The organism is Comamonas faecalis, assembly GCF_039538025.1.
In the GTDB taxonomy this organism is placed as follows: Bacteria; Pseudomonadota; Gammaproteobacteria; order Burkholderiales; family Burkholderiaceae_C; genus Comamonas_C; species Comamonas_C faecalis.
The window spans coordinates 79,403-105,633 of the sequence record NZ_BAABBP010000009.1 but is presented as its reverse complement, the minus strand read 5'-3'; the positions used below and the strand labels follow the sequence as shown (position 1 = coordinate 105,633).

The following is a 26,231-nucleotide window of genomic DNA, read 5'->3' as shown; positions in this document are numbered from 1 at the left end:
GCTGGGGCAAGGACGCGCGTCCTTGCCCCAGCCATGCGCCGTCCGGCCGCAGCCCGCGCACAAGACGCCCCGCGTGCCGTCCGGCACCATTGAGGCGTCGATTTTGCGACTCGCTCCCCTTCACGCACCGCCCTTGCGCGCGCGCAGCAGCAGCTAGTCGGCCCGCCCGGGCGCGCCCAGCGCGCCGGCGTTTCCTGGTGTTCTCATGCCTTGCCCGCGGCATCCCTGGCCTCTTCGGAGGTCGCTGGATGTTTGACGCGGCCCTGCACGGAGTGCAGGCCGCACGACAAGAACTGAAACAAAGGACACGCATCATGAAACGGATGCTCATCAACGCCACGCAGCCCGAAGAGCGCCGCCTGGCCATCGTGGACGGCCAGAAGCTGCTGGACTACGAGATCGAGATCGAAGGGCGCGAGCAGCGCAAGGGCAACATCTACAAGGCGGTGGTGACGCGCGTCGAGCCGTCGCTCGAAGCCTGCTTTGTCGACTACGGCGAGGATCGCCACGGCTTCCTGCCGTTCAAGGAAATCTCCAAGCAGTATTTCGCCGAGGGCGTCTCGCCGTCGCAGGCACGCATCCAGGACGTGATCAAGGAAGGCCAGGAGCTCATCGTCCAGGTCGAGAAGGAAGAGCGCGGCAACAAGGGCGCGGCACTGACCACCTTCATCAGCCTGGCCGGCCGCTACGTGGTGCTGATGCCCAACAACCCGCGCGGCGGTGGCGTCTCGCGCCGCATCGAGGGCGAGGACCGCGCCGAGCTCAAGGAGGCGATGGATCAGCTCGAATACCCCAAGGGCATGAGCATCATCGCGCGCACCGCCGGCATTGGCCGCTCGGCCCCCGAGCTGCAGTGGGACCTGAACTACCTGCTCAAGCTGTGGAGCGCCATCGACGGCGCCGCCAAGGCGGCCAAGGGCGCCTTCCTGATCTACCAGGAATCGAGCCTGGTGATCCGTGCGATCCGCGACTACTTCAACAATGACATCGGCGACATCCTGATCGACACCGACGACATCTACGAGCAGGCGCAGCAGTTCATGGCGCACGTCATGCCCGAGCATGCCGCCCGCGTCAAGCGCTACCGCGACGACGCGCCGCTGTTCTCGCGCTTCCAGATCGAGCACCAGATCGAGTCCGCCTACGCGCGCACCGTCACGCTGCCGTCCGGCGGCGCCATCGTCATCGACCACACCGAGGCGCTGGTCAGCGTGGACGTGAACTCGGCGCGCGCCATCAAGGGCGGCGACATCGAGGAGACCGCCACGCGCACCAACCTGGAGGCCGCCGACGAGGTGGCGCGCCAGATGCGCCTGCGCGACCTGGGCGGCCTGCTCGTGATCGACTTCATCGACATGGAAGAGTCGAAGAACCGCCGCGAAGTGGAGAACCGCCTGCGCGACGCGCTGCGCCAGGATCGCGCCCGCGTGCAGTTCGGCACGATCAGCAAATTCGGCCTGATGGAGATGAGCCGCCAGCGCCTGAAACCGTCGCTGTCCGAAGGCGCCCACATCCGCTGCCCGCAGTGTGACGGCACCGGCCACGTGCGCGACACCGAAGGCTTCTCGCTGCAGATGCTGCGCATGATCCAGGAGGAGTCGATGAAGGACAACACCGCCGCCGTGCACTGCCAGGTGCCGGTGGAGGTGGCCAGCTTTCTGCTCAACGAGAAGCGCAACGAGATCGCCAAGATCGAGCTGCGCAAGCGCGTGTCGGTCATGCTCATCCCGAACAAGAGCCTGTCCACGCCGCACTACCGCCTCGAGCGCTTGAAGCACGACGATCCGCGCCTGGACAACCTGGACGCAAGCTATCAACTGGCCGAAGTGCAGGAAGAGCAGACCCAGGTCACGCGCCGCTCGCAGGAGCCGACCAACAAGCAGCAGCCGGTGATCAAGGGCGTTCTGCCCGACGCGCCGGCGCCGGTCGCGCCCCCACGGCCCGAGCCCGCCGCGCGCAGCCAGGGCCAGGGTGGGGGCCAGCGCAGGACTGGCGCTCAGGGCGGCAGCGCCAGCGCGCCGCGCCCCGCGCCCGCCGCGCCGGTGCAGGAACAGGGCTTTTTCGCCTGGATCAAGAGCCTGCTGGGCTTTGGCCCGGCGCCCGCGCCACTGGCCCCTGTGCAGACTGCACAGCCGGCCGAGCCCGCCACGGCCGAAGGCCGCCGCGACGGCCGCGGCCGCCGCGGTGGCGAAGGCCGCGGCGAGCGCAGTGGCAGCGGCCGTAACGGCGAAGGCCGTGGCCGCCGCGGCGAAGGCAGAAACGCTGACACCCGCAATGGCGAAGCTCGCAACGGCGACGGCCGCAGCGGCGAGGCACGCAGCGGTGAAGCCCGCGAAGAACGCAGGGAACGCAGCGAGCGCCGCCCGGCCCGCGGTGACGGCGAGAGCCGCCGCGACGGCCGCAGCAGCCGCGACCGCGACGCAGCAGGCGTGAACGCAGCAGCCGACGACAGCGCCGCGCCCACGCAGCGCAGCGACGCCGGCGAGGGCCGCGAGCGGCGCGAGCGCAGTGAACGCAGCGAACGCGGTGAGCGCCGCCCGCGCGGCACGGCTCAGGAGCAGGCCGAAACCACCAATGCGAATCTGCTGCCCGAGCAGGCCGCCGACCAACTGCCCGCCGACGCCAGTGCACCCGCCAATGGCGAGGACGGCGCCGAGCAGCGCCGCGAGCGCCGCTCGCGCGACCGCTATGGCCGCGACCGTCGCCGCAGCGGCGGCCCGCGCACCATCGACGCCGACGCGCCGGCAGCCGCGCTGGATGGCGAGCCCGCAGAGGATCAGGCACTGGCAGCCGCCGCGCCCGCTGGCGAGGCTGCCGAGCCGCCGCGCCGCAGCTACTTTGCGGCTCCCGCACAGCAACCCAGCCCTGCGCCGGTCGCGGAACTGACCGAGACGGCCGAGGCCGCGCCGCAGCCAGCAGCTGATGCCACCGACAGCGCAAGCGCCGCCACACCCGCGGATGTGCAGGAGCCGGCCCAGCCCGAGCAAGCCACGCAAGTGGCACAGGAGGCAGATGCGGCAACGGCACCGGCCGAAGCGGTCACGCCGGCCAAAACGGCTGAAGTCGAGGCTGAATCCGCGCACCTGCCGCAGATACAGGGCTTCGAGCTTCCGATCCAGAAGCTGCAGGACATCGCCCAGGCTTCCGGCCTGCAGTGGGTCAACTCCGACGCCGACAAGGTGGCCGCGGTGCAGGCCGCGATTGCCGCCGAGCCGCAGCCCATCCACGTACCGCGCGAGCGCCCGCCGATGGTGGAGATCGACGAGACGCCGCTGATTCTGGTGGAAACCCGACGCGACCTGTCGGCCATGAAACTGCCGTTCGACACACCGGCCGACCGGGCCTGAACCACCGCGCCAACGCGCGCCGGGCGGCCCAGCCCCCGGCAACCCGCGCCATCGCCGTCGCCGCGGCGGTGGCGTTTTTTTCTGCTACGCTGGCCCGCTCCCATTCACGCACCGCCCACAGGAAGCCGTCGCATGCTGTTCGTTCTCTCGCCCGCCAAGTCACTGGACTACGACAGCCCCATCGACGCCGCCCTGCCCCACACCCTGCCGCAGTACGCGGCGCAGGCGGGCGAGCTGGTCGAGGTGCTGCGCGAGAAGTCGCCGCAGGACGTTGCGTCGCTGATGTCGATCAGCGACGCACTGGCCGCGCTCAACGTCGCGCGCTATGCCGCCTGGAGCCCCAGCTTCACGCCGGCCAACGCCCGCCAGGCGGTGCTGGCCTTCAACGGCGACGTGTACGAGGGGCTGCAGGCAGCCACGCTATCGGCACGCGACCTGGACTGGGCGCAGCAGCACCTGCTGATCCTGAGTGGCCTGTACGGCGTGCTGCGCCCGCTCGACCTGATGCAGCCCTACCGGCTGGAGATGGGTACGCGCCTGGCGACCGCGCACGGCGCCAATCTCTACCAATTCTGGGGCGGCCGCATTGCCGAGCACATCGACGCGCTGCTGCACGCCGACGGCCACAAGGGCGATCCGGTGCTGGTCAACCTGGCGTCGCAGGAGTATTTCAAGTCGGTCGACCGCAAGACGCTGCGCGCACGCGTCGTCGAATGCGTGTTCGAGGACTTCAAGGGCAGCGGCTACAAGATCATCAGCTTCTACGCCAAGCGCGCGCGCGGCCTGATGGCGCGCTGGGCGATCACCGAGCGCGTCCGCCACGTGCAGCAGCTGCAGCGCTTCGACCTGGACGGCTACGCGTTCGCGCCGTCGGCCTCCAGTGCCGACCGCCTGGTGTTTCGCCGCGGCGGCGTCTGAACGCGACCGCCGCCATGGCAACACAGTCCCCACAGCCATCCGAACCCTTCATCGCGCCGCAAGGCGCCCACATCGACCTGGATGGCCACCCCACCGACGTGCTGATGCGCCTGGAACACCCGCGCGTGGCGCTGCTGGGCGGCCTGCTCACGCCGGCGGAATGCCAGGCGCTGATCGACTGCGCCCGCCCGCGCCTCGCGCGCTCGCGCACCGTGGTGGCAAGCACCGGCGGCGAGGAGATCAACGCCGACCGCACCAGCCGCGGCATGTTCTTCGAGCGCGGCGAAACCGCGCTGATCTCGCGCATCGAGCAGCGCATTGCCCGCCTGCTGCATTGGCCGGCCAGCCACGGCGAGGGGCTGCAGGTTCTGCACTACCGCCCGGGCGAGCAGTACCACCCTCATTACGACTATTTCGACCCGGCACAGCCCGGCGCGGCCACGCTCTTGAGTCGCGGCGGCCAGCGGGTGGCCACGCTCATCCTGTATCTGAACCAGCCCGCACTGGGCGGCGACACCGACCTCCCGCAGGCCGGCCTGCACATTGCCGCGCACCCGGGCAACGCACTGTTCTTTGCCTACCCCCAGGCCCACCCCGACAGCGCCACGCTGCACGCGGGCGCGCCGGTGCTGGAGGGCGAGAAATGGATTGCCACCAAGTGGCTGCGTGAACGGGTTTTCTGAAAACCCGTTGGGATTCTGAAGAAACCTACTGCGCCACCAGCCGCCACAGCGACGTGATCTCGGCCGCGCGGGCGGCATGCAGCACGTCACCGGCGTCCCGCGCCTTGGCGTGGCCCGGGCGAGCATCCTGCCGACCGGCAACGCGCAGGCCTGCGTCCTCCACCCACTGCAGCAGCTGCGCGCGCGTGCGCAAGCCCAGGTGCTCGGCCAGATCCGACAGGATGAGCCAGCCCTCGCCACCGGGCGCCAGATGAGCGCGCAGGCCGGCCAGAAAGCCGCGCAGCATGCGGCTGTCCTCGTCGTACACCGCGTGCTCCAGTGGTGTGGCCGGGCGCGCCGGCAGCCACGGCGGGTTGCAGACGACGAGCTGCGCCTGCCCTTCGGGATACAGATCGGCGTCACGCAGTTCGACCTGTGCGCTGCAGCCCAGGCGCTGCAGGTTCTCGCGCGCGCAGGCCAGTGCGCGCGGCGACTGGTCGGTCGCCACGACGCGCGCCACGCCCCGGCGCACCAGCAGCGCCGCCAGCACGCCGGTGCCGGTGCCCAGGTCGAAGGCCAGGCGGCAATCGGCGGGCAGCGGCGCCTGGGCGACCAGGTCGACATATTCGCCGCGCACCGGCGAAAACACGCCGTAGTGCGGGTGGATGCGGTCATGCGGCGCGTCGCCCAGCGCCGGCACCGCCACGCCCTTCTTGCGCCATTCATGCGCGCCCACCAGGCCCAGCAGCTCACGCAGCGACGCCACCACGGCCTGCCCTGGCGGCGGCCCCCAGGCTTCCAGGCAGGCCTGGCGCCAGTCGGGAGCGCGGCGCAGCGCAATGCCGTAGTCGCCCTGCAATTCGACCAGCACCTGGCCCAGCAAATGGGCACGCTGGCCGCGCGCCTGGCGCTCGCGGTGAAATGCCTGGGCGCTGGCCTGCTCGGGAGTGGGCTGCGGCGGTTCCTGCAGCGCGGTGCGCTGGCGGCCACGCTTGCGCTGCTGGCCACGCTCTATGCGCCGCGCCATCGCCTGCAGCAGGTGGCGCGCCTCCTGAAAGTCGCCGCGCCACAGCAGCGCCGTGCCTTCGCGGGCCAGGCGCAGCGCCACATCGGCGCTCAGCCCGGCGTCCACGCACTGCACGCGCCGCGGCGGCGCGCTGCCCGCCTCGCTGCGCCACAGCGCACTGCACGCTGCGCCCTGCCCGCTCCAGGAGACGAGGGCACGCGCATCGGACGCGGCGCCTGGCGTCACATCCGGTGCTGTCTGTGGGCCGTTCTGTGTCATGGCTGCTTGCGGCCCGTGGCGCAGGGGCTCAGTTGATCGTGCGCTGCAGGCGCACTTCCTCGATCTTGATGGAGCCGACGACCGAGGTCTTGGCCGTGGTCATCTCGCGCTTGAAGCCGGCGATTTCATGAAAGCGCAGCGCGCGCTCGTTGCGCAGCGGCACCCATGCGGTCACCGTGGTGCAGCCCTCCTCGGCCAGGCCGTCGCGCGCCGCGTCCCACAGCGCCAGGCCCACGCCCTGATCCCAGTGAGTGGGCGAGGCGTAGATGGCCCAGATCTCCCCGGTGGTCTGGCGGGTCTTGGGGTCGCGCGAGCGGTCGAAGCCGACGAAGCCAACGATCTTGTCGCCGTCGATCGCCACCTGCACCTGCGGCTCGCAGTATTCGATGGCCTCGCGCCAGTAGGCCTGGCGCTTCTCGACGGAGGACAGCATCTTCAACTGCTCATCGGGCAGCATGCCGCGGTAGGCCTCCTGGGTGGACGTGGAGTGGATTTGTGCAATGGCCTTGGCGTCACGCAGCGTGGCCGGACGTACCTGAATGTTCGACATGGGGAAAACGAGATAACGGGATATACGAGAAAACCCGGCATTCTCGCAAATTCACGGTTCTGCGCCAATCCCTGTGCAACTGCCCCGCGCATATACACCAGTTTGCACTCCAAACTTGACAAATGGCGCACAACCGCGTTTACACGCGTTTACAGCCAGCGTCGCAGCAAACCCATGACCCGGTCGAAGCGCGCGCCATAGGGCGGATACAACAGCGCGCCACCAGACCAGCGCGGCTGCACCAGCACCGCCTTTTCATGGCTCAGGCGCGCAAAGCCCCGCTCGCCGTGGTAGTTGCCCCAGCCGCTGTCGCCAACGCCGCCAAAGGGCAGCCTGTCATGCGCGATGTGCAAGAGCGTGTCGTTGACGGTGACGCCGCCGCTGACGGTGCGGCGCAGCACCTCGGCCTGCGCCTGCGTGTTGCGGCCGAACCAGTACAGCGCCAGCGGTCGCGCGTGCGCGTTGATGAAGGCCACCGCGTCGTCGAGCCGCTCGTAGCTGACCACCGGAAGCACCGGGCCGAAGATCTCCTCCTGCATCAGCTGCATCTGGGCGGTCACGCCCAGCACCAGCGCTGGCGCCATCTGGCGCCCCACGCCGTCGCCAATGCTTTGCGCGGGCGCTGCGGGAGCGCCGGCGACCGGCGCCATGGTCTGCACCTGCGCGCCCAGCGTCTGCGCCTGCTGCACCAGGGTGCGCAGGCGCGCCAGGTGGCGCGGCGTGATGATGGAGGCGTAGTCGGGGTTGCCCGCGAAATAGGGGTACAGCCGGGCCACGGCGGCGCGAAAGGCGTCGGCAAACGCCGCCTCGCTGCCGCGCGGCAGCAGCACGTAGTCGGGCGCGATGCAGGTCTGGCCGCCGTTGAGCAGCTTGCCATGCGCGATCTTGAGCGCCGCGTCCTGCAGGTCGCAGTCAGCGTCGACGATGGCCGGCGACTTGCCGCCCAGCTCCAGCGTCGTCGGCGTCAGGTTGGCCGCCGCCGCCAGCGCCACCTTGCGCCCGACGGCCGTGGAGCCGGTGAAGATCAGGTGATCCAGCGGCAGCGACGCGATGAGCGCGGCGATCGCCGCGTCGCCCTGCACGACTGCCATCTCCTCTGGGGCGAAGAACTGCCCGACCGAAGCGGCCAGCTGCGCGCTGGTGTGCGGCGTGAGCTCGCTGGGCTTGACCAGCACGCGGTTGCCCGCGGCCAGCGCGGCAATGGCCGGTGCCAGCGCCAGCTGCACCGGGTAGTTCCAGGGCGAGATGACGCCAACGACGCCCAGCGGCTGGCGCTGCACCCAGGCGCGCGCCGGCTGCAGGAAGAACGGCGTGCGCACCCGCTGCGGCCTGCTCCAGCACGCCAGATGGCGCAAAGCGTGCGCCATCTGGCTGCGCAGAACGAACAGGTCGGCCACCTCGGTCAGGCGCTGCGAGCGCATGCCGAAGTCGGCCTGCACGGCGGCGGCCAGCGCCGGGCCATGCTCGTCGAGCAGCTTGCGCAGGCGCAGCAGGCGCTCGCGGCGCAGCACGACTGGCACGTCGGGCTGGGCGCGACTGGCCTGGTGCTGGGATTCGAACAGGGCACGGATGGCTTCGGGCGTCATGCCGACGATGATAGGTGCAGCATGTCGTCCCCGCGCGGGAACCGGGCAAGCACACCGCCCGCGCAGCGGCCTATCCGTGCACCAGCGAGCTGACGATCACGACCGCGGCCGCGCCGGCGATCAGCCAGCCGATCTGCACCACGGTCTGCAGCGCGGTCAGGCGTTTTTGCAGCTGCGGAATCAGGTCGGCCAGCGCCACGTAGATGAAGCTGCTGGAAGCGACCACGAGGAAGTACGGCAGCGCCGCACTCCAGCCCTGCACCAGCCCGTAGCCGGCCATGCCGCCCAGCGCCGTGGCCGAGCCGGCCAGCGACACCTTGGTCAGCGCCAGCTTGCGGCTGCCCATGGCATGGCGCAGCACGACCAGGTCGCCGATGTGGTGCGGCACCTCGTGTGCCAGCACCGACAGCGCGGCCACCAGCCCCAGGCGCCAGTCGGCCACGAAGGCCGAGGCGATGAGCACGCCATCGCCAAAGCTGTGCACGCTGTCGCCGGTCAACAGTGCCCAGCCCGAGGGGCGCGGGCCATCGCCCGCGTGGCCATGGCCGTGGTGGTGGCCATGATGGTGGCCGTGCTGGTGGCCATGAGGGTCGTTCAGGTGCTGCGCCTCGGGCCCTTGCGTATTCTCGTGGCCGTGGTGCCACAGCTCGGCCTTCTCCAGCACGAAGAAGAACACCAGTCCCATCAGCAGCACGGCAAACAGGTCGTGCGGCTCGGCGCCGGACTCGAACGCCTCGGGCAGCAGGTGCATGAAGGCGGTGGCCAGCAGCGCGCCAGCGGCCAGGCTCAGCAAATGCTGGGCGCTGACGTTCCAGCGTCCGCCCAGCTGCAGGCGCAGTACGGCCGCAGCCAGCCAGACGCTGCCAATGCCGGCGGCCAGCGTGGCCAGGAGAATCGCGATCAAGATCATGGCGTGCTCGCCCGCTCCCTAGTACAGCAACCCGGAAGTATCGAAACATGAAAGCGCGTCTTCGCACCCATGGCGGCGTTGCAAATCCTCGCGATAGCTACGGCTATCGCTGCGGTTTGCGCCTTGCCCTGGGCACGAATCCATCGCTTTCATTGTGTTCCTCTACTTCCAGGTTGCTGTACCAGAGCAGGCATGAAAGTCCAAAAAAGAAAGCCCCGAAGGGCTCTGTGCAGAAAAAACCGGTCTGGCACTCCCGCATCGTGCGGATCTGTGTGCCACGTCCGCCGATCTTAGCGCTGCTGTCAAGCCCGCGCTGCGGTGGGGCAGCGGGGCCACCGGTCAACGCGCGTCGTGCGAATGGATCTGCAGCGCCTCCAGAAAGCGCGACACCATGTTGTACGCGGCCACGGTAGCCGTGAGCTCGACCAGGTGACGCGGCGCGAAGTGCGCGGCCACCGCGCGATAGACCGCGTCGTCCACCTGCACCTGGAGCGTCATCGCGTCGGTGTAGGCCAGCACGGCGCGGGTGCGCTCATCAAAGCAGCCGCTGGCCTGCCAGTCCTGCAGCGCATCGAGCTGCTGCTGGCTCACGCCCTCCTTGAGCGCGATCGGCGCGTGCTGGTCGGCCTCGTAGGGCGCGCGGTTGAGCTGCGCCACGCGCATGATTACCAGCTCGCGCAGGTCGCCCGGCAGGCTGCTGTGCAGGCGGATCGCGCTCAGGTAGTCGAGCCAGCCCTCGGCCACCGGCGGGCTGTGCATCAGCATCTGGTACAGGTGCAAAATGCTGCCGCGCTCGGCCACAATGCGTTCGGCCAGCGGCAACACCTCGGTGTGCGTGCAATCGGCGTATTCCAGGCGTGCCATTCCAACTCCCCAGGCTTGGACAAAAGCCGAAGTATCGCCCACGCTGCATGCAGCGCAGCGCCGGTGCACGCCGCCGGCACGGCCAGCCGGCGGCGCGGCGCGCGTCCCTCGGGCGACAATGCAGCACAGACCAGTCACACATAAGACAGACCATGGACGAGCCCATTCTTAACATCGAAGAACGTGAAGCGATCAATGCCGGTCGCTGGTTTTCCTCGCTCTCCCCCTCGCTACGCCACGACATCCTGAGATGTACCTACGTCAAACGATTCAAGAACGGCGCGCTGATTGCGGCGCGCGGCGATCCGCCCGAAGAGTGGATCGCCTGCGCCAAGGGCGCCGTTCGCGTCAGCTCGACCTCGCTGTCGGGCAAGCAGATCACGCTGACCTATGTCGAGCCGGGCATCTGGTTTGGCGACGTGGCCATCCTGGACGGCGACCGGCGCACGCACGACGCCTACGCCCATGGCGACACGACGGTGCTGTGCGTCTCGCGTGCCGACTTCAAGAAGATCCTGGCGCAGCACGTCGAGCTGTACGAGGCGCTGATCCGGCTGCAGGCACGGCGCGTGCGGCTGCTGTTCGGCCTGGTCGAGGACTTGAACACGCTGCCGCTGCGCGCGCGCCTGGCCAAGCAGTTGCTGCACCTGGTGCGCAGCTACGGCGTGGCCAGCCTGGACTTTGGCGACGAGATCCGCATCGGCCTGCAGCTGGCGCAGGAGGAACTGGCGCAGCTGCTGGGCGCCTCGCGCCAGCGCGTCAACCAGGAGCTGAAGGCGATGGAGCGCGACGACGTGCTGCGCATCGAACCGGGCGGCCTGGTGGTACGCGACCGCAAGGCGCTGCTCAAGATTGCCGAGAGCGCCGTGTAGCCCCGCGCCGCAGCGCCCCCACCCTCCACCGGCCGTCGCGCCCGGGCTTGTGCCCGGATGAGGCGGCCGGTTTTTTTATCTCCACGAAGCGACCATGAACGACTACCAGCAATTCATCGGCACCCGAGCCGTCGCCCCCCAGCACGCCTTCGACACCGCCGCGCTCGAGCGCTGGCTGGCCCACCACGTCCCCGGCTTTGCCGGCCCGGTGCAGGTGGAGATGTTCAAGGGCGGCCAGTCCAACCCCACGTACAAGCTGAGCACGCCCACGGGCAGCTACGTGCTGCGCTCCAAGCCCGGGCCGGTGGCCAAGCTGCTGCCGTCGGCGCACGCCATCGAGCGCGAGTACAAGGTGATGAGCGCGCTGGCCGCCACCGACGTGCCGGTGCCGCGCATGCTGGCGCTGTGCGAGGACGAGTCGGTCATCGGCCGCGCCTTCTATCTGATGGAATTCATGGCCGGGCGCGTGCTGTGGGACCAGGCGCTGCCGGGCATGGCGCCGGCCGAGCGCGGCGCCGTCTACGACGAAATGAACCGTGTCATCGCCGCGCTGCACAGCGTGGACTTTGCCGCGCGCGGCCTGGCCGACTATGGCCGGCCGGGCAACTATTTCGAGCGCCAGATCGGCCGCTGGAGCAAGCAGTACCAGGCCAGCATCACCCAGCCGATCGCCGAGATGGACGAGTTGATGGCGTGGCTGCCGGCGCACATGCCGGCCAGCGCCAAGGACGAGAGCCGCGTGTCCATCGTGCACGGCGACTACCGGCTGGACAACCTGGTGTTCCACCCGAGCGAGCCGCGCGTCATCGCGGTGCTCGACTGGGAGCTGTCCACGCTCGGCCACCCGCTGGCCGACTTTGCCTACCACTGCATGGCCTGGCACATCCCGCATGAGCTCAGCCGCGGCATTGGCGGACTGGATCTGCCCGGGCTGGGCATCCCCAGCGAGCGCGACTACATCCACCGCTACTGCGAGCGCACCGGCATTGCCGACAGCGACCAGTTGCACGCCGACTGGAACTTCTACCTCGCCTACAACATGTTCCGCATCGCCGCCATCCTGCAAGGCATTGCCAAGCGCGTCGAGGACGGTACCGCCGCCAGCGCCCAGGCCAAGGCCGCCGGCGCCACCGCCCGGCCGATGGCGGAACTTGCCTGGTCATTCGCGCAGCGCGGCTGACCCACCACCCCACCGATTGCCACCAACGGAGAACACCATGGATTTCGACTATTCGCCCAAAACCAAGGAACTGCGCCAGCGCCTGCTGGCCTTCATGGACGAGCACATCTATCCGTCCGAAAAGCGCTGCGCCGAGGAACTGGCTGCCAACACCGCCGCCGGCCGACGCTGGACACCGCTCAAGACGATCGAAGACCTCAAGCCCAAGGCCCAGGCCGCCGGGCTGTGGAACCTGTTCCTGCCCGTGGACACGGCCGAGGCCTCGGGCTACCACGGCGCGGGCCTCACAAACCAGGAGTACGCGCCGCTGGCCGAGATCATGGGCCGCGTGCTGTGGTCCAGCGAAGTGTTCAACTGCTCGGCGCCCGACACCGGCAACATGGAGACCATCGCCCGCTACGGCAGCGAAGACATCAAGGCCACCTGGCTCAAGCCGCTGCTGGAGGGCAAGTTCCGCTCGGCGTTCGCGATGACCGAGCCCGACGTGGCGTCCAGCGACGCGACCAACATCGAGACGCGCATCGAGCGCCACGGTGACGAATACGTCATCAACGGCCGCAAGTGGTGGACCAGCGGCGCGATGGATCCGCGCTGCAAGGTGCTCATCACCATGGGCAAGACCGACCCCGAGGCGGCCCGGCACTCGCAGCAGAGCATGGTCGTCGTGCCCGCAGACACCCCGGGCGTCAAGATCGTGCGCGCGCTCAACGTCTTCGGCTACGACGACGCGCCGCACGGCCACGCCGAGGTGCTGTTCGAGAACGTGCGCGTGCCGGCCAGCAACATCCTGCTGGGCGAGGGCCGCGGCTTCGAGATCGCCCAGGGCCGCCTTGGCCCCGGCCGCATCCACCACTGCATGCGCCTGATCGGCCTGGCCGAGCGCTCGCTGGAGCTGATGTGCAAGCGCGCCGTCTCGCGCGTGGCGTTTGGCAAGACGCTGGCGCAGCAGACCGTGACGCAGGAACGCATCGCCGAGGCGCGCTGCAAGATCGACATGGCGCGCCTCTTGACCCTCAAGGCCGCGTGGATGATGGACACCGTGGGCAACAAGGTTGCGCGCACCGAGATCGCGATGATCAAGGTCGTCGCTCCGCGCATGGCCTGCCAGGTGATCGACTGGGCCATCCAGCTGCACGGCGGCGGCGGCATCAGCGACGACTTCCCGCTGGCCTTCAACTACGCCCAGGCGCGCACGCTGCGCTTTGCCGACGGCCCGGACGAGGTGCACCGCAACGCGATTGCCAAGTGGGAGCTGGGCAAGTACGCAGCGCCCAAGGCGCATTGATGCACTGATTGCCCATGCGGCCGCCCCGGTGGCCGCCGTACTTTCCACAACGCCCTGCCCCGCCCGGCAGGGCGTTGTGTTTCATCCGGAGGGTGAACCCCGCCCGCGCCGTCCTCGTGCAGCACCGGGAAATGCCGCGGCGCAATGCACAGCGCCAGCAGCAGCAGGATCGACAGCGCCACCATGCCCCAGTACAGCGCGTCGGTGGCCGCGCCCAGCGCGCCGCGCAAATAGGCGGCGGCCGCAGCGCCTGCGTGGCCGGCCTGCAGCGCGTCGATCACGCCGTCCACCCCGGCCGGCAGCTGGCCCTGCAGCTGCGCTGGGGCCCGGGCCAGGCGCGCGCCCAGCGTGGCGTTGAAGATGGCGCCGAACAGCGCCGCGCCCAGGCTCTGCCCCAGGTAGCGCGCAAACATGTTGGCACCGGTGACGACGCCGCGCCGCCCCCAGTCGACGACCGACTGCATGCCGACCAGCAGCGGCGTGGACAACAGGCCGAAGCCCGCGCCCAGAACGATCTGGTCGAGCACCACCAGCGCCACCGGCTGCGGGCGCGGCATCAGCACGAAGGCCAGCGACGCTGCGAGGATCAGCACGCCGCCCACCAGCGCCGCGTCGCGAAAGCCCAGGCGCAGATAGACCTTGCCCGACAGCGCCGACGCCAGCGGCCAGCCTATGCTGATGCACGCCAGCACCAGGCCGGCGGCAATCGCGCCCAGGCCCTGTACCGACTGCAAGAACGTGGGCAGGTAGACGCTGGGCGCCATCATCACCAGGCCCATCGCAATCGTCGCCAGGTTGGAGCCCACCAGCGTGCGCCTGCGCCACAGCCAGCCGGGCATCACCGGCTCGCGCGCGCGCCGCTCCACCCATACCAGCGCGGCCAGCGCCAGCAGCGCTGCGCCAAAGACCAGCACCACCTGCCACGACGCCCAGGGCCAGACCTGGCCGCCCTGCAGCAGGCCCAGCATCAGGCAGGCCAGCGCGACCAGCAGCAGCGCACTGCCGGCGTAGTCGATGTGCGGATGGCGGCGCGCCAGCGACTCGTGCAGGTACACGCCGATCAGCGCCAGCGCCAGCGCGCCGATCGGCAGGTTGACCAGGAAGATCCAGTGCCAGGACACATATTCGACGAACGCGCCGCCCAGCAGCGGCCCGGCAATCGCCGCCATGCCCCAGACGCTGGACAGCCAGCCCTGCACCGCGGCGCGCTCCTCGACCGAATACAGGTCGCCGGCCAGCGTCATCACCGTGGCCATGATGGCGCCCGCGCCCAGTCCCTGCAGGCCGCGGAACACGATCAGCGCATGCATGTTCCAGGCAAACGAGCAAGCGGCCGAGCCCGCCAGAAAGATCAGCGTGCCGGCCAGCAGCACGGGCTTGCGCCCCACCAGGTCGGACAGCTTGCCGTAGACCGGAATCGTCACCGTCTGCGCGACCAGGTAGACCGAGAACACCCAGCTGACCAGCGCCAGACCGCCCAGGTCGCCGACGATCTGCGGGATGGCGGTGGAGACGATGGTGGTGTCCATGGCCGCCAGCATCATCATCGCCATCAGCCCGGCCAGCACCCAGCGGCGCGTGTCGCGCGTGGGCTGCGGTGCGGGTTGATTGGGAGAAGGCGGGGTGGCTGCGGGCGTCATGGCACTTATCGTTCGTACGGCCCGCGATTGTGGCCCCGCCGCCAAGGCCTTGCCGCGCCCACGGTCGCGGCAGGAATCGGCAAGCCCTGCCGACTAGGGCCTGTTAACGCTATTTTTGGCGGTGCGAACATACTCAAAACGGCGTCAATCGAGACGTGCGACGCAGCCCAGACTGGGTGTCTGGGCAAGGAGCGCAACGAAGAGTGGCGCCGTTTTGAGTATGTTCCCTTCGGGTTGCGATCAAAAGGGCCATCGCCGGCGTTGCCAGCCTTGCCAAGGGTGGCACCTTGGCTGCGGCTGGCGCCTTGGCGAGTGGCCCTTTTGATCACAACGCATCCGTCAAAAATAGCGTTAACAGGCCCTACAGGCCCAGCTGGCGCGCCGCCAGATCCTTCATGATTTCCTCGGCACCGCCGCCGATCATCATGACCTTGACCTCGCGGTAGATGCGCTCGCTGACGGTGCCGCGCATGAAGCCCATGCCGCCCAGAATCTGCACCGCCTGGTCGGCGCAGTGCTGCATGGTCTGCGTGGCGTGGTTCTTGAGCATGCAGACCTGCGCGACCCAGTCGGCGCCGGTGTCGCCCGCGTCGGCGCGCGCGGCGATCACCTCCAGCCAGGCGGCGGTGGACTGGATGCGCATCTGCATGTCCACCAGCTTGTGGCGAACCACCTGGTGCCCGGTGAGCAGCTGGCCAAAGGTCTTGCGCTGGCGCGCCCAGGCCAGCGCCTCGTCGTAGCAGGCCTGGGCGTAGCCCAGGGCCGACGCCGCCAGGCCGAAGCGCTCGGCGTTGAAGTTGGCCATGATGATGCGAAAGCCCTGGCCTTCCTCGCCCAGCAGGTAGCGCGCGGGCACGCGCACGCCGTCAAAGCGCAGGTGGGCGGTGTCCGAGCTCAGCCAGCCCATCTTGGACAGGCGCGAGCGCGACAGACCTGCGCTGCCGCCCGGCACCAGCAGCATCGAGATGCCGCCGGCGCCCTTGCTGCCCGGCTCGCCGGTGCGCACCGCCACGGTGATCCAGTCGGCGCGCATGCCCGAGGTGATGAAGATTTTTTCCCCATCGACGATGTAGTCGCCGCCGTCGCGCCGCGCGGTCGTTGCCAGCTGCGCCACGTCCGAGCCGCCGCCGGGCTCGGTGATGGCCAGCGCCGCGATCTGCTGGCCAGCCAGCACCGGCGGCACCACCTCGGCGCGCACCGAGGCGCTGCCATGCGCCAGCACCGGCGGCAGGCCGATGTTGTGCGAGAACAGGCTGGCCAGCACGCCGCCGCTGGCGCCATGGCGCGCCAGCGCCTGCCACAGCGGCAGGCGAAGCGCGTAGCTGGCCGGCGTGCCGCCGTATTCCTCGGGGTAGCCAATGCCCAGCAGCCCGAGTTCTGCCGCGCGTTGATAAAGCGCGCGCGGGAACTCGCCGGCCTGGTCCCAGGCATCGGCGTGCGGGGCGATCTCGGTCTTGGCGAAACGGACGATGCTGTCGGTCAGCGCCTCGCGCTCGGCGCGGTCGGTGTCGTGCAATGCGGCGGCGGTCATGCGTTGCGCTCCTGGCTTGCAGCGAACACGCGCGGCGTGACCGCGCGGTGAAAGCCATTGAACGGCTGCACCGCCGCGCGGTCCGCGCCCGGGGCCTTGAGCGGCCATCCCATGCGCGCCTGCGGGCGCGCGCCATCGACGCGCAGCGTGCTGCCGCTGATGAAGCTGGCCGCAGGGCTGAGCAGGAAGACGATGGCCGCCGACACCTCGGCCTCGGTGCCCATGCGCCCCAGCGGCACGGTGCGCGGCATGGCGCGCAGGCGCTCTGCCGCCTCGGGCGGGTAGTTGTCCATGCCGCTGGACGCGATGTAGCCCGGCGCCACGGCGTTGACGCGCACGCCGGCCTGCGCCCATTCGACGGCCGCGGTCTCGGTGAAGCTCACCATGCCGGCGCGCGCCGCTCCGCTGTGGCCCATGCCGGGCATCGAGCCCCACATGTCGGCGACGATGTTGACGATGGCGCCGCCGTGCGCCGCCATCGCCTGCTTGTAGCACTCGCGCGCCAGCAGGAAGCCGCCGGTCAGGTTGGTGTTGACCACCGCCTCCCAGCCGCGCGCCGAGATGCTCGCCAGCGGCGCCATGAACTGCCCGCCGGCGTTGTTCACCAGCGCGTCGATGCGTCCGTGCGCGGCCAGCACCTGGCCGATCAGCGCCACCACCGCGTCTTCCTGGCGGATGTCGCAGGCGTGCCGGCTGGCGAGTCCGCCGTCGGCCTCGATCTCGGCCTGCACCGCCTGCAGCTTGTCGTCCTTGCGCCCGACCAGCACAACGTGCGCGCCCAGATGGGCCAGCTCGTGCGCGGTGCAGCGGCCTATGCCCGAGCCGCCGCCGGTGACGACGGCGACCTGGCCTCGCATCAGGCCCGGCGCGAAAACCGATTGATAGGAAGGCAGCTTGCCTGCTTCTGCGTTGCTCACGTCAGTCCTTTCGGATGAACAAGGCCATGGCCTGGTCGCTGAGCTGATCCAGCGTCATGCCCTTGCGGGGTGAAAACCATTGCACCGCCCAGTGCAGCGCGCCAAAGATGTACAGCCGGGCCACGCCCGGGTCGGCCTGCAGCGCACCTTGCGCGTGCAGTTGCTCAAGCACCGGGGCCCAGACGGCCTCGTAGCGATCCTTGATGCCAGAGACGTCGTTGCGCTGCACGGCGGTGAGCGAGCGCCACTCATAGAGCATCACCGGAATGAAGCCGCTGCGCGGGCCCAGCAGCACCTCGAAGTGGTGGCGGATCAGCGTGCGCAGGCGCTCGGCGATAGGTGTGTCGGGCGCCAGCGCCTGCATGGCCTGCTGCTGGCTCAGCTCGGCCTGCAGCATGCCCTCGTGCATCACGGCGTGCAGCAGGTCGCTCTTGCTCTTGAAGAAGTAGAACGGCGAGCCGCTGTGCATGCCGACCGCCGCGGCAATGTCCCGCACGCTGGTCGCCGCGTAGCCCTGGGTCAGGAACAGCTCGGCCGCGCAGTCCATCAGCGCGCGGCGGCGGTTGCCGTCGTCGATCTCCAGCGCCGTCTTGCGCGGGCGCCCGCGCGGGCGCCGCGCCGGCTCGGCCGGCGGCGGCGTTTGCGGTGCGGGCGCCGCTGGTGCTGCGGGCTTGCGGGTGCGCGTCATGGGCGGCAGGTTAGCAAAGCCGGATATTTTCAGCAAGCATTTGCTTTGTAAAAATCGAATGCTTGCTGGAAATGGCGAATACCCGCGCACGCCATGGCCGCGGTCAGCCGGGCCGCTGCGGGTGCCCGCAGAAAGAAACGTCAGCCGCCGGGCGGCAGAAAGCGCTGCAGCTGGGGCAGCGCCTGCTCCATCGCGCGGCGGCCCTCGGCAATCGCCTCGCTCGCGCGGTGAAAGTCCAACAGCCCCAGGTGGGCCAGCTGCGGCGTGACGACCACCTCGGGCGGATCGCCCGCCATGCGGCTGCGCGTGATGCGCATCTGCATGATGTTGACGCTGGTCATCACCACGTCGAGCACCGACGGCAATGGCGGCGGCGGTTGCGCGCCGCGGCGCTGCTGCACCCAGCCGCGCAGGCGCTCCATCCAGTCGCCCTCGGCGCCGTCGACGGAATTGCTGCCGTCTGGGGCGTCGCCCTCGGGCAGCTCCTGCACCTCGGCCGGCTGCAGCTCCAACGGCTGCAGGTGGTGCTGCAGAATGTCGCTGTTCAGGTCGACCGCGATCACGATGTCCGCGCCCATGGCGCGCGCCAGCGACACCGGCACCGGGTTGACGATGCCGCCGTCGACCAGCAGCCGGCCGCCGTCCTGCAGCACCGGCGTGAACAGCCCGGGCAACGCGATCGAGGCGCGCACCGCCTCGGCGATCGAGCCCTCGCGCAGCCAGACCTCGGCGCCCGAATGCAGGTCGGTGGCCACTGCCGCATACGGCAGCGGCGAGTCCTCGATCGCGAAGTCGGAGAAATTGCGCCGCCAGAAATCGATCAGCTTCTCGCCCTTGAGCATGCCGCCGGCGAGCCTGAAATCCATGAAGCCGAACACGTCGCGCAGGCCCAGCGACTGCACCCAGTCGGCCAGGCGCTGCAGGTCGCCCGCGGCGTAGGCCGCGCCCACCAGCGCGCCAATGGAGGCGCCGCACACCACGTCAGGGCGAAGCCCCGCGTCCTGCAGCGCCTGCAGCACGCCGATGTGCGACCAGCCGCGCGCCGAGCCGCTGCCAAGCACCAGGCCCAGGCGGGGCGTGCGCCGTGCCAGCACCATGCGCTTCAGCCCTGGCCGCGCCGAAGCAGCGCGTGCAGGCCGTCCTCGTCCAGCACCGGCACGCCCAGCGCCTGCGCCTTGTCCAGCTTGCTGCCGGCCTCGGCGCCGGCAACCACATAGCTGGTCTTCTTGCTGACCGAGCCGGCCACCTTGGCGCCAGCGGCCTCCAGCAGCGCCTTGGCCTCGTCACGCGACAGCGTGGGCAGCGTGCCGGTCAGCACCACGGTGAGCCCGGCCAGCGGCAGGAGAGCGGCGCTGTCCGCCGCGGGCTCGGACTCGGTCCAGGTGATGCCGCAGTCGCGCAGCTGCTGCACCACGTCGCGGTTGTGCGGTTCGGCAAAAAAGTCGTGGATGGACTTGGCGACGATGGGGCCGATGTCGGCCACCTGCTGCAGCGCCTCGCTGCTGGCGTCCATGAGGGCGCCCAGCCCGCCAAAGTGGCGCGCCAGCTCCTTGGCCGTCGCCTCGCCGACGTGGCGCAGGCCCAGGCCGAACAGAAAGCGCGCCAGCGTCGCGCGCTTGGACTTTTCCAGCGCATCCAGCAAGTTTTGCGCAGATTTTTCGCCCATGCGATCCAGCCCCGCCAGTTGCTCCAGCTGCAGGTGGTACAGGCCGGGAAGGCTGGCGATGATGCCGTCGTCGACCAGCTGGTCGACCAGCTTCTCGCCCAGCCCCTCTATGTCCATTGCGCGGCGGTGGGCAAAGTGCAGCACCGCTTGCTTGCGCTGCGCGCTGCAGTACAGGCCGCCGCTGCAGCGGTGGTTGACCTCGCCCTTCTCGCGCACCACGGCGCTGGCGCACACCGGGCAGGCGGCCGGCATATGGAAGTTGGGCACGTAGTGCGCGCGCGCGCCGGGCACGCGGCCGACGACCTCGGGGATCACGTCGCCGGCGCGGCGCACGATGACCTGGTCGCCCACGCGCACGTCCTTGCGCCGCAGCTCGAACAGGTTGTGCAGCGTGGCATTGGTCACCGTCACGCCGCCGACGAACACCGGCGCCAGGCGCGCCACCGGCGTGAGCTTGCCGGTGCGCCCCACCTGCACGTCGATGGCCTGTACCGCGGTCACCACCTCCTCGGCCGGGTATTTGTGCGCCACGGCCCAGCGCGGCTCGCGCGTGACAAAGCCCAGCTGGCGCTGAAGCTGCAGGCTGTTGACCTTGTAGACCACGCCGTCGATGCCGTAGGGCAGGCTGGCGCGTTCGCCCCCCATGGTCTGGTGGTAGTCCGCCAGCGCCGCCGGCCCGTGCACCACGCGGACTTGCGCGGCCACCGGGAAACCCCAGGCCTTGAGCTGCATGAGCAGCGCGTAGTGCGTGGTAAACGCCGGGCCGCCCTCGGCCTCGGGCGTGACCTCGCCCAGGCCATAGGCAAAAAACGACAGCGGCCGCTGCGCCGCCACCGACGCGTCGAGCTGGCGCACCGAGCCGGCCGCGGCATTGCGCGGATTGACAAATGTCTTCTCGCCCAGCGCACGCTGGCGCGCGTTGAGCCGCTGCAGGTCGGCGCCGCGCATATAGACCTCGCCGCGCACCTCCAGCAGCGGCGGCGCGCCCGCGGGCAGGAGCAGCGGAATCTGGTGGATGGTGCGGATGTTGTGCGTCACGTCCTCGCCCACCTCGCCGTCGCCGCGCGTGGCCGCCTGCACTAGGCGCCCGCCCTCGTAGCGCAGATTCATGGCCAGGCCGTCGAATTTGGGCTCGGCAATGTATTCGACGGGCGGGTCGGACTCGGCCAGGCCCAGCTCGCGGCGCACGCGCGCGTCAAACGCCTGCGCGCCGCTGGCCTCTGTGTCGGTCTCGGTGCGGATGCTGAGCATCGGCACCTTGTGGCGCACCGGCGCCAGGCCGTCGAGCACGCCGCCGATGACGCGCTGCGTCGGCGACTCGGGCGTGACCAGCTGCGGGTAGGCGCTCTCCAGCGCCTGCAGCTGCTGGAAGAGGCGGTCGTACTCGGCGTCGGGCACCGTGGGCGTGTCCTGCACGTAGTACTCGTGCGCCCAGCGCACCAGCTGCGCGCGCAGCGCCTGCACCTTGTCGCGCACTTTGGCCGGAACCTCGGCGGGTGCCGCCGGCGGATCGAAGAAATCGGACTGCTGCGTCACGCCGCCCTCCCCTTGTGCATCAGCTGAACAGGCGCCGCGCCAGCGGCGAGCCCGCCGCCAGCTCGCGCGCGTCCAGGTGGTCGTACAGCTGCTGCAGGTCGGCGGCGATCGAGTCCAGCGCCATGGCCGGCAGCGCCACGCCGCTGTGGTCGCACAGCACGCCGTCCATGGCCCGGCACAGCGCGTCGGCCACTTCGCGCAGGCGCGCGAACGGCTCGTGCGCGCGCGCCACGTGGGCCACGTCCAGGCTGAGCGTGGTGTCGCGCACCGCGGTCTGCTCGGGCTCGTCGGACATGGCGGCCTGCGGGTCGTAGGACAGCGACAGCAGCGGCGGCAGGCCCTGGCCCGCGGGCAGCACCAGGCGCCCGGGCATGCTGCCGGGCACGAACCCCAGGCGCGCCGCGTGCTGCTGCACGTAGCCGGGGCTCCAGGCGGCCTGGCGCGCGCGCAGCACAAAGCTCAGCTGCGCGTCGTGGTCGCTGGCGAACTGGTCGAGCTCGCGCGCACGCGCCACCTCGGCGCGCATGTCGGGAAAGTCGGGCGCGGCGGCAATCGCGTCGGCAAACGCCTGCACCTTCATCACGAACTCGGAGAACTCGATGTCGTTGAGCGCGCCGCTGCGGTTGGCCAGCTGCACGCCCGCCTGCAGGTGGCGGTAGCGCTGGCCGGGCTGGGGCGTCTCCCACTGCTGCAGCGCGTCGTTGTAGCCCTCGATGGCAAATGGCTTGCTGCCGGCGCGGCGCGTGGGCGGCATGGCCGCCAGCGCTGCCTCGCCAGAGACCGGCTGGTCGGCCGCCAGCGGCGCGATCGCGTCGATCAGCGCGTCGAGCACGAACATGCGCCACTCGCCCACCGACAGCGGCCCGCGCACCGGCGCCGCGGGTTGCGCAGGCGGCTGCGCAGGCGCCCCGCCCTGCGCCGCATCCCCGGCCGCATCCGGCGCGGGCGCCGCGCCGGCCTCGCCCATGCCGGCGCCCTGGGCATATGCCTCGGCGCCGGGCTGCTCGTCGTCGCCAAACTCCAGGATGGGCTCGTGGCGCTGCAGGCCATCGCCCGGCGGGTCGCCGTCGGCACGCGCGGGCGGCGCATCGGGGCGGCGCGGCGCATGACGGCGCGCGTCCCAGGCGTTGTAGGCAATGACGGCGGCCAGCACGACGGCGCCGGCCAGGATCAGGAGAAGTTGGAAATTGCTCATGGTGTTCTTCAGGCCTCGGCCATCGACAGCGCGGACTGCATGTCCACCGCGACGATGCGCGAGACGCCCTGCTCCTGCATGGTGACGCCGACCAGCTGCTCGGCCATCTCCATCGCGATCTTGTTGTGGCTGATGAATAGAAACTGCGTGCCCTGGCCGCTCATCGCGGTGACCAGGCGCGCATAGCGCTCGGTGTTGGCGTCGTCCAGCGGAGCGTCCACCTCGTCGAGCAGGCAGAACGGCGCCGGATTGAGCTGGAAGATGGCAAACACCAGCGCAATCGCGGTGAGCGCCTTCTCGCCGCCCGACAGCAGGTGGATGGTCTGGTTCTTCTTGCCCGGCGGCTGCGCCATGACCTGCACGCCGGCGTCCAGTATCTCGTCGCCGGTCATGATGAGCCGCGCCTGGCCGCCGCCGAACAGCTCGGGGAACATGCGCCCGAAGTGGCCGTTGACGGTTTCGAACGTGCCGGCCAGCAGCTCGCGCGTCTCGCCGTCGATCTTGGCGATCGCCGCCTCCAGCGTGTCCATGGCCAGCTGCAGGTCTTCGGTCTGCGCGTCCAGAAAGGTCTTGCGCTCACGCGCCAGCGCCAGCTCTTCGAGCGCCGCCAGGTTGACCGCGCCCAGCGCCGCGATGTCGCGCTGCAGCCGGTCGATGCTCTGCTGCAAGCCGTCCAGGCGCACGCCGCCGTCCGCGATCGACTGCGCCAGCGCTGCCATGTCGGCCTGGGCGTCGGCCAGCAGCTGCTCGTACTGCTCCAGGCCCAGGCGCGCGGCCTGCTCCTTGAGCTGGAAGTCGGTGATGCGCTGGCGCAGCGGGTCGAGCGCGCGCTCGCCCTGCATGCGCTGCTCGTCGTGCGCACGCAGCTGCGCGGTGAGCCCGTCGTAGTCGCTCCTGCGCTGCGCCAGCAGCTGCTCGCACGCCAGCTTGCGCGCCAGCGCGTCCTGCAGCCCGCCCTGGGCCGCGGCGGCCGACAGGCGCTCCTGCTCCTGCAGCGCGCGCTCGCGCTCGTCGGCCAAAGCCTGGCTTTGCTGCGCCGCGGTCTGCTGGGTGCGCGCCAGCTCGTCACGACGCGCCGCCAGGCTGCGCTGCGAGAACTGCGCCTCCTGCGCCTGGCGCTCCAGCTGGCGCTGCTGCTCGCGCGCGCCCTGCAGGCGGCGCTCGGCCTCGATCACCGCGTCGCCCAGTTGCGCCTCGCGCTCCTGCTGGTCGGCCAGCTGCAGATCCAGCTCCTCGAAGCGCGCTTCGGCCTGCACGCGGCGCTCGTGCAGGTCGTCGAGCTGCGCCTGCACCTCGGCCAGGTCGCCCTCGATCTGCTGGCCACGCGCCTGCGCCTGCTCCTGCTGCTGGGCCAGGCGCAGCACCTCGACCTGCAGCGAGTGGGCGCTCTCGCGCGCCTCGGCCGCGTCGCGCCGGGCCGTGCCCAGGCGCGCGTTCGTGTCCTGGTAGGCGGCCTCGGCCTTGACCAGCGCGCTGCGCGACTCCTCGCAGATGAGCTGCTGCGCGCGCAGCTCCTTGTCCAGGTGCTCGATCTCCTGCGCGCGCGCCAGCAGGCCCGCCTGCTCGCTGTCCTGCGCGTAAAACGCCACGCTGTGCGCGCCCACGGCGTGACCGCCGGGCACGTAGATGGCCTCGCCCGCGCGCAGCAGGTGGCGCTGGGCCAGCGCTTCGTCCAGGCTGGACGCGTGGTAGCAGCCGGTCAGCCAGTCGTGCAGCAGCGCGCGCAGCGCATCGCCCTCGACGCGCAGCAGCGCCGACAGCTGCGGCAGGCGCGCCGCCCCGGCTGCTTCAGGCAGCGCGGCGGCGCCCGCACCGTCCAGGCTGTAGAAGGCCAGGCGCGCGGGCGGCGCGTCCTGGCCGCCGGCGCCGACGAAGCCGCGCACCGTGTCCAGGCGGCCAATCTCCAGCGCCTGCAGCCGGCCCTGCAGCGCGGCCTCCAGCGCATTCTCCCAGCCGTCCTGCACGTGGATGCGGCTCCACAGCGCGGCCAGGCCATCAAGCCCATGGCGCGCCAGCCAGGGCTGGAGCTTGCCCGACACGCGCACCTTCTCCTGCAGGGCCTTGAGCGCCTGCTGGCGCGCGGCCAGGTCGGCCTGGCGCGCGCCATCGCCGTTGACGCGCTGCTGCTGCTCGCGCCGCTCGTCGTCGCGCCGGGGCAGCTGCTCGGTCAGCTCCGCCAGCACCGCGTCGGCCACCTCGGCGCTCTCGCTTGCGTCCTGCAGCTGGTGGCGCAGCTGGTCGAGATGGCCCGCGTCGGGCGCGACCAGCGCCTGGCGGTCGGCGCGCAGGCGCTCGCTGCGGGTCTGCAGCGCGCGCGACTGCTCGTCGATGCTGCGCTGCTCGGCCGCCAGCACCTGGATCTGCTGCTGCACCTGCACCACGGCGGCACGCTGGCCGCTGGTGCGCGACTGCGCCTGGCGCAGCGCGTCCTCCAGATCCGGCAGGCGCATGGCCTGCTCCTCGATCTGCGCCTGCAAAATCTCGGCCTGCTCGGCCGCGTTCTCGCCCGCGCCTTCGAGCTGCTCCAGCTCGGCAGCGGCATCGCCCTGGCGCGCGCTCCACTGGGCGGTCTGCTCGGCCAGCTGCGCCAGGCGCTGCTCGATGCGCTGGCGCCCCTCGACGACGTAGCGGATCTCGGCTTCGAGCTTGCCCACCTCGGCCGTCGCCTCGTACAGCTGGCCCTGCGCCTGGTTGACCGCGTCGCCCGCGGCGTAGTGCGCCTGGCGCACCTGCTCCAGGCTGGCCTGCACATGGGCGATCTGCGCCATGCGCTCTTCCAGGTCGTTGACCGCGCGCAGGCCCTCGGTGCGCACGCGCTCCTGCTCGGCCTGGGCGTCGGCGCGCTTCAAGAACCACAGCTGCTGCTGCCCGAGCGTCACCCGCTCGTGCAGCGCGTTGTAGCGCTGCGCCACTTCGGCCTGTCTCTCCAGGCGCTGCAGGTTGGCGTCCAGCTCGCGCAGGATGTCGCTCACGCGCGTCAGGTTCTCGCGCGTGCCGGCCAGGCGGTTCTCGGTCTCGCGGCGGCGCTCCTTGTACTTGGAGACGCCGGCAGCCTCTTCCAGGAACAGGCGCAGTTCCTCGGGTCGGCTCTCGATGATGCGGCTGATGGTGCCCTGGCCGATGATGGCGTAGGCGCGCGGGCCCAGGCCGGTGCCCAGGAAGACGTCCTGCACGTCGCGCCGGCGCACGTTCTGGTTGTTGATGAAGTAGCTGCTGCCCGCGTCGCGCGTGAGCACGCGCTTGACCGCGATCTCGGCAAACTGGTTCCACTGGCCGCCGGCGCGGTGATCCTGGTTGTCGAACACCAGTTCCACGCTGGCGCGGCTGGCGGGTTTTCTACTGGTCGTGCCGTTGAAGATCACGTCCTGCATGCTCTCGCCGCGCAGCTCGCTGGCCTTGCTCTCGCCCAGCACCCAGCGCACGGCGTCCATGATGTTGGACTTGCCGCAGCCATTGGGGCCGACGACGCCGACCAGCTGCCCGGGCAACTGGAAATGGGTCGGCTCGGCAAAGGACTTGAAGCCCGAGAGCTTGATGGACTGAAGGCGCACGGACGGCGAACGCGGCAAGGGGCAGGAACAGGGGCCAAATCATACCGT

The 26,231-nt window shown here is 70.3% G+C and carries 19 protein-coding genes; 6 read left to right on the top strand and 13 right to left on the bottom strand.

What is annotated here, in order from left to right:
• Positions 1-314 precede the first annotated feature (314 nt).
• From ABD767_RS07025 to ABD767_RS07015, 3 genes are all read left to right on the top strand, one after another.
• Positions 315-3,347: an Rne/Rng family ribonuclease gene (locus ABD767_RS07025; protein ID WP_344868965.1), complete on the top strand. Its 3,033-nt coding sequence runs from the start codon at positions 315-317 to the stop codon at positions 3,345-3,347.
• Positions 3,348-3,479: 132 nt separating this feature from the next.
• The gene (yaaA, locus tag ABD767_RS07020) at positions 3,480-4,265 is read left to right on the top strand and encodes a peroxide stress protein YaaA (RefSeq protein ID WP_103044349.1); all 786 of its coding nucleotides are present in this window, start codon (positions 3,480-3,482) and stop codon (positions 4,263-4,265) included.
• A gap of 14 nt (positions 4,266-4,279) precedes the next feature.
• A complete protein-coding gene (locus ABD767_RS07015) occupies positions 4,280-4,948 on the top strand; it encodes a 2OG-Fe(II) oxygenase (protein ID WP_425549902.1) in 669 nt (222 codons plus the stop codon).
• A 25-nt stretch (positions 4,949-4,973) separates the two neighbouring features.
• Here ABD767_RS07015 and ABD767_RS07010 read toward each other — a convergent pair whose 3' ends face one another.
• The 5 genes from ABD767_RS07010 to ABD767_RS06990 all read right to left on the bottom strand — a co-directional run bounded on the left by ABD767_RS07010 (position 4,974) and on the right by ABD767_RS06990 (position 10,122).
• Complete coding sequence (locus tag ABD767_RS07010) at positions 4,974-6,212, bottom strand: methyltransferase (protein WP_344868963.1); 1,239 nt, start codon at positions 6,210-6,212, stop codon at positions 4,974-4,976.
• A gap of 28 nt (positions 6,213-6,240) precedes the next feature.
• Positions 6,241-6,762, bottom strand: a complete 522-nt coding sequence (locus ABD767_RS07005) for a GNAT family N-acetyltransferase (protein ID WP_103044346.1) — start codon at positions 6,760-6,762, stop codon at positions 6,241-6,243.
• Positions 6,763-6,911: 149 nt separating this feature from the next.
• Complete coding sequence (locus ABD767_RS07000) at positions 6,912-8,348, bottom strand: aldehyde dehydrogenase family protein (RefSeq protein WP_344868960.1); 1,437 nt, start codon at positions 8,346-8,348, stop codon at positions 6,912-6,914.
• 70 nt (positions 8,349-8,418) lie between these two features.
• Positions 8,419-9,258, bottom strand: a complete 840-nt coding sequence (locus tag ABD767_RS06995) for a ZIP family metal transporter (protein WP_103044344.1) — start codon at positions 9,256-9,258, stop codon at positions 8,419-8,421.
• 339 nt (positions 9,259-9,597) lie between these two features.
• Positions 9,598-10,122, bottom strand: a complete 525-nt coding sequence (locus tag ABD767_RS06990; protein WP_103046565.1) for a carboxymuconolactone decarboxylase family protein — start codon at positions 10,120-10,122, stop codon at positions 9,598-9,600.
• A 152-nt stretch (positions 10,123-10,274) separates the two neighbouring features.
• On the opposite strand from ABD767_RS06990, the gene ABD767_RS06985 reads away from it, so the two are divergent.
• From ABD767_RS06985 to ABD767_RS06975, 3 genes are all read left to right on the top strand, one after another.
• Positions 10,275-10,994: a cyclic nucleotide-binding domain-containing protein gene (locus ABD767_RS06985; RefSeq protein ID WP_103046566.1), complete on the top strand. Its 720-nt coding sequence runs from the start codon at positions 10,275-10,277 to the stop codon at positions 10,992-10,994.
• A 94-nt stretch (positions 10,995-11,088) separates the two neighbouring features.
• Positions 11,089-12,174, top strand: a complete 1,086-nt coding sequence (locus tag ABD767_RS06980; RefSeq protein WP_103046567.1) for a phosphotransferase — start codon at positions 11,089-11,091, stop codon at positions 12,172-12,174.
• A gap of 37 nt (positions 12,175-12,211) precedes the next feature.
• Positions 12,212-13,459: an acyl-CoA dehydrogenase family protein gene (locus ABD767_RS06975; protein ID WP_103046568.1), complete on the top strand. Its 1,248-nt coding sequence runs from the start codon at positions 12,212-12,214 to the stop codon at positions 13,457-13,459.
• On the opposite strand, the gene ABD767_RS06970 is transcribed toward ABD767_RS06975, so the two are convergent.
• The 8 genes from ABD767_RS06970 to smc form a co-directional block, all read right to left on the bottom strand.
• Complete coding sequence (locus ABD767_RS06970) at positions 13,351-15,099, bottom strand: MDR family MFS transporter (RefSeq protein WP_344868955.1); 1,749 nt, start codon at positions 15,097-15,099, stop codon at positions 13,351-13,353. The genes ABD767_RS06975 and ABD767_RS06970 overlap by 109 nt on opposite strands.
• Positions 15,100-15,460: 361 nt before the next feature.
• Complete coding sequence (locus ABD767_RS06965) at positions 15,461-16,630, bottom strand: acyl-CoA dehydrogenase family protein (RefSeq protein WP_103046238.1); 1,170 nt, start codon at positions 16,628-16,630, stop codon at positions 15,461-15,463.
• Positions 16,627-17,487: an SDR family oxidoreductase gene (locus ABD767_RS06960; protein ID WP_103046240.1), complete on the bottom strand. Its 861-nt coding sequence runs from the start codon at positions 17,485-17,487 to the stop codon at positions 16,627-16,629. The genes ABD767_RS06965 and ABD767_RS06960 overlap by 4 nt, the downstream gene beginning before the upstream one ends.
• A gap of 61 nt (positions 17,488-17,548) precedes the next feature.
• Positions 17,549-18,235: a TetR/AcrR family transcriptional regulator gene (locus ABD767_RS06955; RefSeq protein ID WP_344868953.1), complete on the bottom strand. Its 687-nt coding sequence runs from the start codon at positions 18,233-18,235 to the stop codon at positions 17,549-17,551.
• A 140-nt stretch (positions 18,236-18,375) separates the two neighbouring features.
• Positions 18,376-19,332 carry a patatin-like phospholipase RssA gene (rssA, locus tag ABD767_RS06950; protein ID WP_103046236.1) on the bottom strand — a complete coding sequence of 319 codons (957 nt, stop codon included), beginning with the start codon at positions 19,330-19,332 and terminating at the stop codon, positions 18,376-18,378.
• A 5-nt stretch (positions 19,333-19,337) separates the two neighbouring features.
• Positions 19,338-21,437: an NAD-dependent DNA ligase LigA gene (gene ligA / locus ABD767_RS06945; protein ID WP_425549901.1), complete on the bottom strand. Its 2,100-nt coding sequence runs from the start codon at positions 21,435-21,437 to the stop codon at positions 19,338-19,340.
• Positions 21,438-21,456: 19 nt separating this feature from the next.
• The gene (locus ABD767_RS06940; protein ID WP_344868950.1) at positions 21,457-22,632 is read right to left on the bottom strand and encodes a cell division protein FtsZ; all 1,176 of its coding nucleotides are present in this window, start codon (positions 22,630-22,632) and stop codon (positions 21,457-21,459) included.
• An 8-nt stretch (positions 22,633-22,640) separates the two neighbouring features.
• A complete protein-coding gene (gene smc, locus ABD767_RS06935; RefSeq protein ID WP_103046239.1) occupies positions 22,641-26,183 on the bottom strand; it encodes a chromosome segregation protein SMC in 3,543 nt (1,180 codons plus the stop codon).
• Between the last annotated feature and the right edge of the window lie 48 nt (positions 26,184-26,231).

Bases quoted from the DNA above. Each gene is read 5' to 3' on its own strand.
- ABD767_RS06990 (WP_103046565.1), bottom strand. From the start codon at position 10,122: ATGGCACGCCTGGAATACGCCGATTGCACGCACACCGAGGTGTTGCCG.
- ABD767_RS06955 (WP_344868953.1), bottom strand. From the start codon at position 18,235: ATGACGCGCACCCGCAAGCCCGCAGCACCAGCGGCGCCCGCACCGCAA.
- ABD767_RS06960 (WP_103046240.1), bottom strand. From the start codon at position 17,487: ATGCGAGGCCAGGTCGCCGTCGTCACCGGCGGCGGCTCGGGCATAGGC.
- ABD767_RS06995 (WP_103044344.1), bottom strand. From the start codon at position 9,258: ATGATCTTGATCGCGATTCTCCTGGCCACGCTGGCCGCCGGCATTGGC.
- ABD767_RS06965 (WP_103046238.1), bottom strand. From the start codon at position 16,630: ATGACCGCCGCCGCATTGCACGACACCGACCGCGCCGAGCGCGAGGCG.
- ABD767_RS07010 (WP_344868963.1), bottom strand. From the start codon at position 6,212: ATGACACAGAACGGCCCACAGACAGCACCGGATGTGACGCCAGGCGCC.
- ABD767_RS06940 (WP_344868950.1), bottom strand. From the start codon at position 22,632: ATGAGCAATTTCCAACTTCTCCTGATCCTGGCCGGCGCCGTCGTGCTG.
- ABD767_RS06980 (WP_103046567.1), top strand. From the start codon at position 11,089: ATGAACGACTACCAGCAATTCATCGGCACCCGAGCCGTCGCCCCCCAG.
- ABD767_RS07015 (WP_425549902.1), top strand. From the start codon at position 4,280: ATGGCAACACAGTCCCCACAGCCATCCGAACCCTTCATCGCGCCGCAA.
- ABD767_RS06970 (WP_344868955.1), bottom strand. From the start codon at position 15,099: ATGACGCCCGCAGCCACCCCGCCTTCTCCCAATCAACCCGCACCGCAG.
- ABD767_RS07000 (WP_344868960.1), bottom strand. From the start codon at position 8,348: ATGACGCCCGAAGCCATCCGTGCCCTGTTCGAATCCCAGCACCAGGCC.
- ABD767_RS07025 (WP_344868965.1), top strand. From the start codon at position 315: ATGAAACGGATGCTCATCAACGCCACGCAGCCCGAAGAGCGCCGCCTG.
- ABD767_RS07005 (WP_103044346.1), bottom strand. From the start codon at position 6,762: ATGTCGAACATTCAGGTACGTCCGGCCACGCTGCGTGACGCCAAGGCC.
- ABD767_RS06975 (WP_103046568.1), top strand. From the start codon at position 12,212: ATGGATTTCGACTATTCGCCCAAAACCAAGGAACTGCGCCAGCGCCTG.
- rssA (WP_103046236.1), bottom strand. From the start codon at position 19,332: ATGGTGCTGGCACGGCGCACGCCCCGCCTGGGCCTGGTGCTTGGCAGC.
- yaaA (WP_103044349.1), top strand. From the start codon at position 3,480: ATGCTGTTCGTTCTCTCGCCCGCCAAGTCACTGGACTACGACAGCCCC.
- ABD767_RS06985 (WP_103046566.1), top strand. From the start codon at position 10,275: ATGGACGAGCCCATTCTTAACATCGAAGAACGTGAAGCGATCAATGCC.